Below are 7,450 nucleotides of genomic sequence, written 5' to 3'. Positions count from 1 at the left end.
GCTGCTCTTCGTCGTTGATCAGGACAAAAAAGCTGCCTTTGTCATCGTCGAACGGGTTAGTACTCACCGAACCTCCAAGTGTTGCTATGGCATGAGCCGAACAGTTGAGTGCACTAGCTATTGCTGACCGGGCGCCCGCAAGCGGTCTCGACGAAGTGCATGACCCAGAGCGTCGTGGCTTTCAATCCGGTTGTCAGGCTTATTAAGTCAGTAGCGTAGTTGCGACCCCGACATAGAGTGGTAGGCGCAAGCCGACAGAGTGTTGGCTCCGCAGCGACACGAAATTGCGTAGCCGAAATTAGCGGACAATCTCGAAATATGGTGTGCCCCATTATTTTTCACTGGCACAATCGGCTTCGTCCGTTACGGGCCGACATGCGCCCGCCCGAAACGGACACCGAGGTTCGCCGAGATCTGGATGCTTGTCTTCGATGAGCATGCGGCACTGCGGAACGTCCGTCATGACGTGCCGATGTCGTCGTCTTGTGTCCTGGGCGAATCGTGGCTTCGTAGCTGGTCGCGCGGCACGGACCTACCTGCTATTCCACTGTGCAGGAGTGGTTTTCGGTTTTCAGTTGGTGCGGCTATCACAGGCGTAGGCGGACCACAGGCCGGTTGAACAGCCCGCTACCGGTGGCCCCGACCAATACCCCCGACCACCTGTTGCTTCACGACGCATCTCGGTTGATGAGATGGATGAGTTGGTCGCGGTTGTTGATGCCTAGCTTGGTGAAGAGGCGGTACAGGTGTCCCTCCACCGTGCGTACCGAAATGACCAGCCGGTCGGCGATTTCGCGGTTGGACAGCCCCGCCGCGACCAGCAGCACGATCTGTCGCTCACGGCCGCTGAATGGAAGGGGACGCGCCGCGGCCTCGAGTGCGGGGGTGCGCAGAGCGCACTGGCTGGCCAAAGCGTGCGCCCAGGTCGACGACTCGACCTCCTTGCGACGATCGCCCGCGCGGGCGTGCTCGCCTGCGGCCTGAGCCGACGCGTCCGCGGCAAAAGCCAAGCCGCCGAGGTCAGCGAACCGGTGAGCCGCGGCATCGAGCAGGTCGCCGTCGTGTTGCGCCAGACCACGGGCATGGTCGGCGACCGCCCGCGCCGACGGAGTGTTCAACGTCCCGACAAGCTCCGCCACGCGTGTGGCCTGCGAACGATCGCCGAAGCGCACAGCGGCATGACGCGCCCGGATCTCCGCCATGTGCATCCCGGCCGCTCGCGCGATTTCCGCTGCTTGCAGCGCGTGCGTATGGGCGGCCGCCGGGTCGCCGGCAGCCGCTCGCTCCCACGCCCGGGCAAGCTCGAGTTCGGGCAAGAACACCGCAACATGCGGCCCGTAAACCTTTTCCGCTCGACGCAACGCCGCCGCGGCCGCCGCACCGTCCCCCCGCGCACCCTCTGCCTGCGCATGTAAGGCGGCCACCACCAGCAACCAGGGTGACGGAAAACCTTGGGACAGTTCGGAGATCGAGCGGTCGAGGGTAGCGCAGGCTGTCGGCAGCTCACCGCGGGCGACCTGGACGAGTCCGAGCATGGCTTCAACCATGGCCTCGGCCGCTGGGATGCCGATCGCCATTGCGGCATACCGCTTGTAGATCCGCTCGGCCGCGGGATAGTCACCGGAAGCAGTCGCGACCATAACCTCGGTCACCCCGATCGCGAACCGTTGCGATCCCGCTTTGGAGAGCGCGGCCGCGCGCAGGCCCGCCTCGGCTATGCGCCCGACTTCTGAAAACCGTCCGGCGGCCATCAAGGCACCGCATGTCGCGACGGACGCCCACACGGTCGCCATTGGTATGGCGTCGGGCTCGCACAGTCGCGGCCCGAGTTCGATCGTCGTCGCAATGTCGCCGCAGAAGAACCCGATGGAAACCTCGAAGGCCTCGATCAGCTGTAGGCCGCCCTCGGACGAAACACGCTGTTTCACGTCGCTCAGTACGCGCCCCGCGGTTTCCACGTCACCGCATCCCCACGCCAAGTTGGCGGCGCGTAGGCACCCCCACCGCGCGATCAACCACTCATCGGCCTCCTCGAGGTCGGCGTCCAGGAGGATCGCTTCGGCCTCCTCGCCGCGCCCCTGCCAACTCACCGCCTCGGCAAGCACCAAAGATGCCGCCAGACCACCACCGCGATCGACCGCGAACCTCGCCAGCTCCTCGCCCAGCACCACATTCGAGAGCGCCAAAGCGTCGGCGGCCGCCGTGGTGGCCACACCCAGGTCGGGCTCCAGGTCGCTGCGCATCATGAACTGGGCCAACTGGATCCGGCCGCGCAGGTCGGGCAGTTGCGAGCGCCGCCCCGCTGTCCGCAGGTGCCTTCGAAGAGTTTTCGCCAAGAGACCGTTGATTTGCCGCGAGCGCACCATCCCGGCGCGGCGGGTCGCCGCTTCACCGAGCATCGGGTGATTCAGTTGCGCCAGGGTGTGGGATCCGTCGGCAACCAGCTGGATCAGACCGCGACGCTCCAGGTTTGCCATTGCGTCGGCATCGCAGAGTTCACGCAGGATCTCCAACTCCAGCAACTCGGCAATGGCCAAAATCTCCACCACCTCCAGCTCCGCTGGACTCAGCGATTGCAGCCGAAACTCCAATGCATCGTGCAGCTCGCGGTCGGCACGCAACGGCCCCCGCAGTTGCCAGCCCTCCTCCGTGTGAACCAGCGCCCCACTCTCCCGCCCCGCGGACAGAAAACCCCGCAGTAACAACAGATTTCCTGCACTGCGCTCGTACAACTCGTCAACCAATCCGGACTCGACCGGCCCCCCCAACACTGCGCCCGCCAATTGGGCGGTCTGCTCGCGGGTGAACGGATCGACGTGCACGGTCAGCAATATGCGTTCTTTCAGCAACGCGGTCACCGCATCCGAGACCGGCTCGCCCGACCGGATGGTCACGATCAACCGTGCGCTGCGGCTGGCCGCCAACTGGTTGACCAAGGTGGCCGACAACGGATCGAGCAGCTGCGCGTCGTCGACCACCACCACCAGGTTCTTGTCCTGGCCCAAAGTGTTGTGCGCAGCGGCCAGCATGATCGCCGGTTCGTGTCCCACCCCGAGACTCACCACGCGAGAAAACGCGCCCAGCGGCAGAGCGCAACCGGTTTGCGTGCCCAACGCGAAACGAACGGTGCGGCCTGCCGCCTCAACCGTCTTCGCCAGCATGCGCGCCAACGTCGACTTGCCCACTCCGCTGTCACCGATCAACGCCACCCCGTTGAAGTCCCCGTTGCTGAGCGCCGCCAGTGACCGCCGAAACTCGGCATCGCGGCCGACGATGGGCCACGCCGATTCAATTACCCGATGCGTCAAAATTTTCTCACTCCCACCGACGCCGCCGACAAAGGCGACCAATGTTGGTGCGCCCGTCGACTATCGCGAGCCAGTGCCGTTCTCGTCTGCCCGACAAGACGGCCCGAGCACGTTGCCATTACATGAAGGCCGAACACGCTGCCGCCAAATAAAGCCTGAACGCGTCAAGCGGCGCCGAGGTCCTACCCAAGTAACCCGATGCGAGTCGACCCCCGACTGCGAGCGGCTCCCGCGGCAAAGCCGTCACCGCGGATCCGGATGGGTCGACATCGTGGCCAACGGTCGCGACTGTGCTTTTCCGAGTGCCTCTCATGAGCGGGAGCGTATGGCCCCTCGAGCAGGCGCCATCGGAATCCACAAGTAAGTCGAGTGGTGCGTGCGAAGAGATAGAGTGGCAGCCGGGCGGACTTCATAGCTTATCTATGAAGAGTCAGGCGGGGCGAGGGTGGTCGTGGCTCCCGATATTCAGAGACTCGTCTTCACGGAGTAACAACTCGCCTCGCGCGGACGGCTCCGTGCGGGTAAGAGCGATGAGTTGGTCGCGACTTTTGATGCCCAGCTTGGTGAAAATCCGGTACAGGTGTCCCTCCACCGTGCGCACCGAGATAACGAGCCGGTCGGCGATCTGCCGGTTGGACAAACCCGCGGCTACCAGCATGACGATCTGGCGTTCACGGCTGCTGAACGGAAGTGGGCGGGCCGACGCGTCGATCGACGGGGTGCGCAAACCGCATTGGCTCGCCAGCGCGTGCGCGCGGGTGGACGAGTCGAATTTCTTGGCGCGGTCGCCGCGGCGGGCGTGTTCGGCGGCAGCCTGGGCCGATGCGTCGGCGGCGAAGGCCAACGCGCCGAGGTCGGCAAACTGATGTGCCGCGGCATCGAGCAGATCGCCGTCGTGCCGCGCCAAGCCGCGGGCATGGTCTGCGACCGCCTCGGCCAACGCGCTGTTCAGCGTGCGAGCGAGCTGCTCCAGCCGCGTGGCCTGCGAACGATCGCCGAAGCGCACCGCGGCATGGCGCGCCTGCAGTTCGACCGCGTGCATCCCGGCCACTCGCGCATTTTGCGCCGCGCGCCGCGCGTGCGTCTGCCCGGCCGTCGTGTCGCCGGCGGACACCCGCTCCCAGGCCCGGGCGAGTTCGAGTTCGGGCAAGAACACCCGAACATGCGGTCCGTAGGCTTTCTCCGCACGCCGCAGCGCCGCCGCGGCCGCGGCGTTGTCCCCCCGGGCCCCCTCGGCCTGGGCATGGCGGGCCGCAACCAAAACCAACCACGGCGACGGAAAACCCTGAGCGAACAGCGTTCCGGACTTGACGAACGCGGCGCACGCCGACGCGAGCTCGCCGCGTGCGACGTGCGCGAGCCCCAGCATCGCGTCCACCATCGCCTCCGCTTCAGGAAGACCGGTGGCCATCGCCGCGTAACGCTTGTAGGTGCGCTCGGCCAAGCGATCGTTGCCTGCTGCGGTCGCGGCCATGACCTCGGTCATCCCGATGTTGAACTGATGCGGCCCTAGTCCGCACGTTGCGGCCGCCCGCAGCCCGACATCGGCCAGGCGGCTTACGTCCGAAAACCGCCCGACTGCCGCCAGGGCAGCGCAGCTGGGGAAGGCAGCCCACACCGTCGCAATCGGCAGTAAATCGGACTCGCACAGGGCAGGCCCGAGCGCGACGGTCGTCTCGACGTCGCCTCGGAAGTAGCCCATGGACACCTCCAGCGCGTCAATCAGCTGCATACCCGCGTCGGCCGCCACGCGTTTTTTCACGTCATCGAGTGCCCGCGTGGCGGCTTCGACGTCTGCGCAGCCCCAGTACAGGTTGGCGGCGCGCAAGCAGCCCCACCGGGCTATCAGCCATTCGTCGCCGTCGTCGGGTTCCGCGTCGACCAGCACAGAATCGGCCTCCTCGCCGCGGCCCTGCCAACTCACCGCCTCGGCAAGCACCAAAGCGGCCGGCACACCACCACCGCGATCGACCGCAAACCTCGCCAGCTCCTCGCCCAGCACCACGTTCGATGTCGCCAACGCGTCCACGGCGGCCTCGGTGACCACGTCGAGGTCGGGCTCCAGGTCGCTGCGCATCATGAACTGCGCCATCCGGATTCGGCCGTCTAGGCCAGGCAACCTCAGCCGGCTCCCGGCCCGCTCGTGCTTTTGAAGAGCCCGGGCCAATTTGCCGTTGATCTGCCGCGAGCGCACCATCCCGGCGTGCCGGGTCGCCGCTTCACCGAGCATCGGGTGATTCAGTTGCGCCAGGGTGTGGGATCCGTCGGCGACCAACTGGATCAGACCCCGGCGCTCCAGACTTGCCACCGCCTCCGCATCGCAGACGTCCCGAAGCACCTCCCACTTCAGCCGCTCGGCGGTGGCCAGGATCTCGACCACCTCCAGCTCCGCTGCGCTCAGCGATTGCAGCTGAAACTCCAGCGCATCGTGCAGCTCGCGGTCGGCACGCAACGGCCCCCGCAGTTGCCAGCCTTGCTCCGTCTGAACCAGCGCCCCGCTTTCGTGCCCGGCGGCCAGAAAACCGCGCAGCAGCAACGGATTTCCCGCGCTGCGCTCGAACAACTCGTCCACCAATCGAAAATCGACCGGACCACCTAGAACCGCGCCGGCCAATTGGGCGGTCTGCTCGCGGGTGAACGGATCGACGTGCACGGTCAGCAATATGCGTTCTTTCAGCAACGCGGTCACCGCATCCGAGACCGGCTCGCCCGACCGGATGGTCACGATCAACCGTGCGCTGCGCCCGGCCGCCAACTGGTTGACCAAGGTGGCCGACAACGGATCGAGCAGCTGCGCGTCGTCGACCACCATCACCAGGTTTTTCTCTTGGCTCAACGTGTTGTGCGCAGCGGCCAGCATGATTGCCGGTTCGTGGGTTACCCCAAGGCTGACCGAGCGAGAAAACGCGCCCAGCGGCACCGCGTAGCCCGTTTTGGTGCCGAGCGCGAATCGCACTGTCCTGCCTGCAGATTCGACCGTCTTCGCCAGCATGCGCGCCAACGTCGACTTGCCCACTCCGCTGTCACCGACCAGCGCCACCCCGTTGAATTCCCCGCCGCTCAAAGCCGCGAGGGATCGCCGCAACTCCACATCTCGACCCACAATGGGCCACATCGACCCGGCTTGCCCCGACACTTAAAACCCTAGATGTTATCGAGCGGACACCGGCGCCCGGACGTCTCGCACCGCCAGGCAGATAGCCAGTGGATAGCGTTCCAAATTCCAGATGGGCCGGCGACCGGCCCATGCGGTAACGGCCACACGACGCTCTTGTGGCCGGCGATTATCACGGCGCAGCGGTCGACGCGACTGGCCGTCTACTGACGGCCGGGCGGGCCCGCTCGTGATGTGCACCGGACTCATCCCTTCCGCAGTCCAGTAATAATCGCGAAATATACCCCTGGTTGCACCTGGCAGCAAATTGTTACGACGCGGCCGGCTTCGACACTTGCGTAAATTAATGTCCTGCTTATACAGCTGTTCCATAGATTCGCACCACGGAACCGCAGGGGGTTCCTAGCAAACATTTATTCAACGCACGGCTCGCCAGGGGCTGACGGCGGAAGCGACACGAAAACCAAACTTTTGGCTCCGGATTGCCATGTCGGCTAACACCGCCAGCCGGTGCCGGCACTTCCGAGAGTTCACATCTTAGCGGCGCCATTGCGAACAGGTGGGTCTTTTACGACGCGACGTAGACAACGGCTCATGGCCGCCGGGGAGCGGTAGTCGAGTTTGCTGCATTTGCGAAAGGCTTGTCGCCAGGCTGGCGACTTTCGCATCGCATCGCTTCGCCGATCCGGACGGCGCGCCCGCCCGGCATCAGTAGGCATGGAACTCTCGAGGCTCCCCGCCCCAAGGCGGACCCGGCACTCTGGCGGGCGCCCCTCGTCGTTCACCAGCAAAGCCGGGCCCGCAGGCGCCGCTCCCGGCAGGTCCGCCGCCCCAATCAGAAGAAAAGGCAGCTTCGGCGAACCGTGCACGACAGTACACGCGAGGAATTGAACCGCACGCTGCTGCAAATGTAAAACTGAGCGTTCCTCCGTCCGCGCATAGCGAGTCGAAGCACTTGACCAATGCACACACATCGAGGCCCCACCACACTAAAAAGTATGGGCGAGTATCGATTTGGGGCAGCCGA

2 protein-coding genes and 1 pseudogene are annotated in these 7,450 nt (G+C 65.3%); all 3 read right to left on the bottom strand.

Translation table 11 applies throughout. The annotated features are described in order from the left end of the window. A pseudogene (locus BST14_RS29545) lies at window positions 1-67 on the bottom strand (MbtH family NRPS accessory protein); the annotation flags it as partial. 601 nt (window positions 68-668) lie between these two features. Continuing rightward, window positions 669-3,308: a helix-turn-helix transcriptional regulator gene (locus BST14_RS14120; RefSeq protein ID WP_211280723.1), complete on the bottom strand. Its 2,640-nt coding sequence runs from the start codon at window positions 3,306-3,308 to the stop codon at window positions 669-671. Window positions 3,309-3,738: 430 nt separating this feature from the next. Continuing rightward, complete coding sequence (locus BST14_RS14115) at window positions 3,739-6,423, bottom strand: helix-turn-helix transcriptional regulator (protein ID WP_142279404.1); 2,685 nt, start codon at window positions 6,421-6,423, stop codon at window positions 3,739-3,741. Between the last annotated feature and the right edge of the window lie 1,027 nt (window positions 6,424-7,450).

Origin of the sequence: Mycobacterium arosiense ATCC BAA-1401 = DSM 45069 (genome assembly GCF_002086125.1) — a bacterium.
GTDB classification, from domain to species: Bacteria; Actinomycetota; Actinomycetes; order Mycobacteriales; family Mycobacteriaceae; genus Mycobacterium; species Mycobacterium arosiense.
Note: the sequence above shows the minus strand (reverse complement) of the source record. Positions and strands in the feature narration are given on the sequence as shown.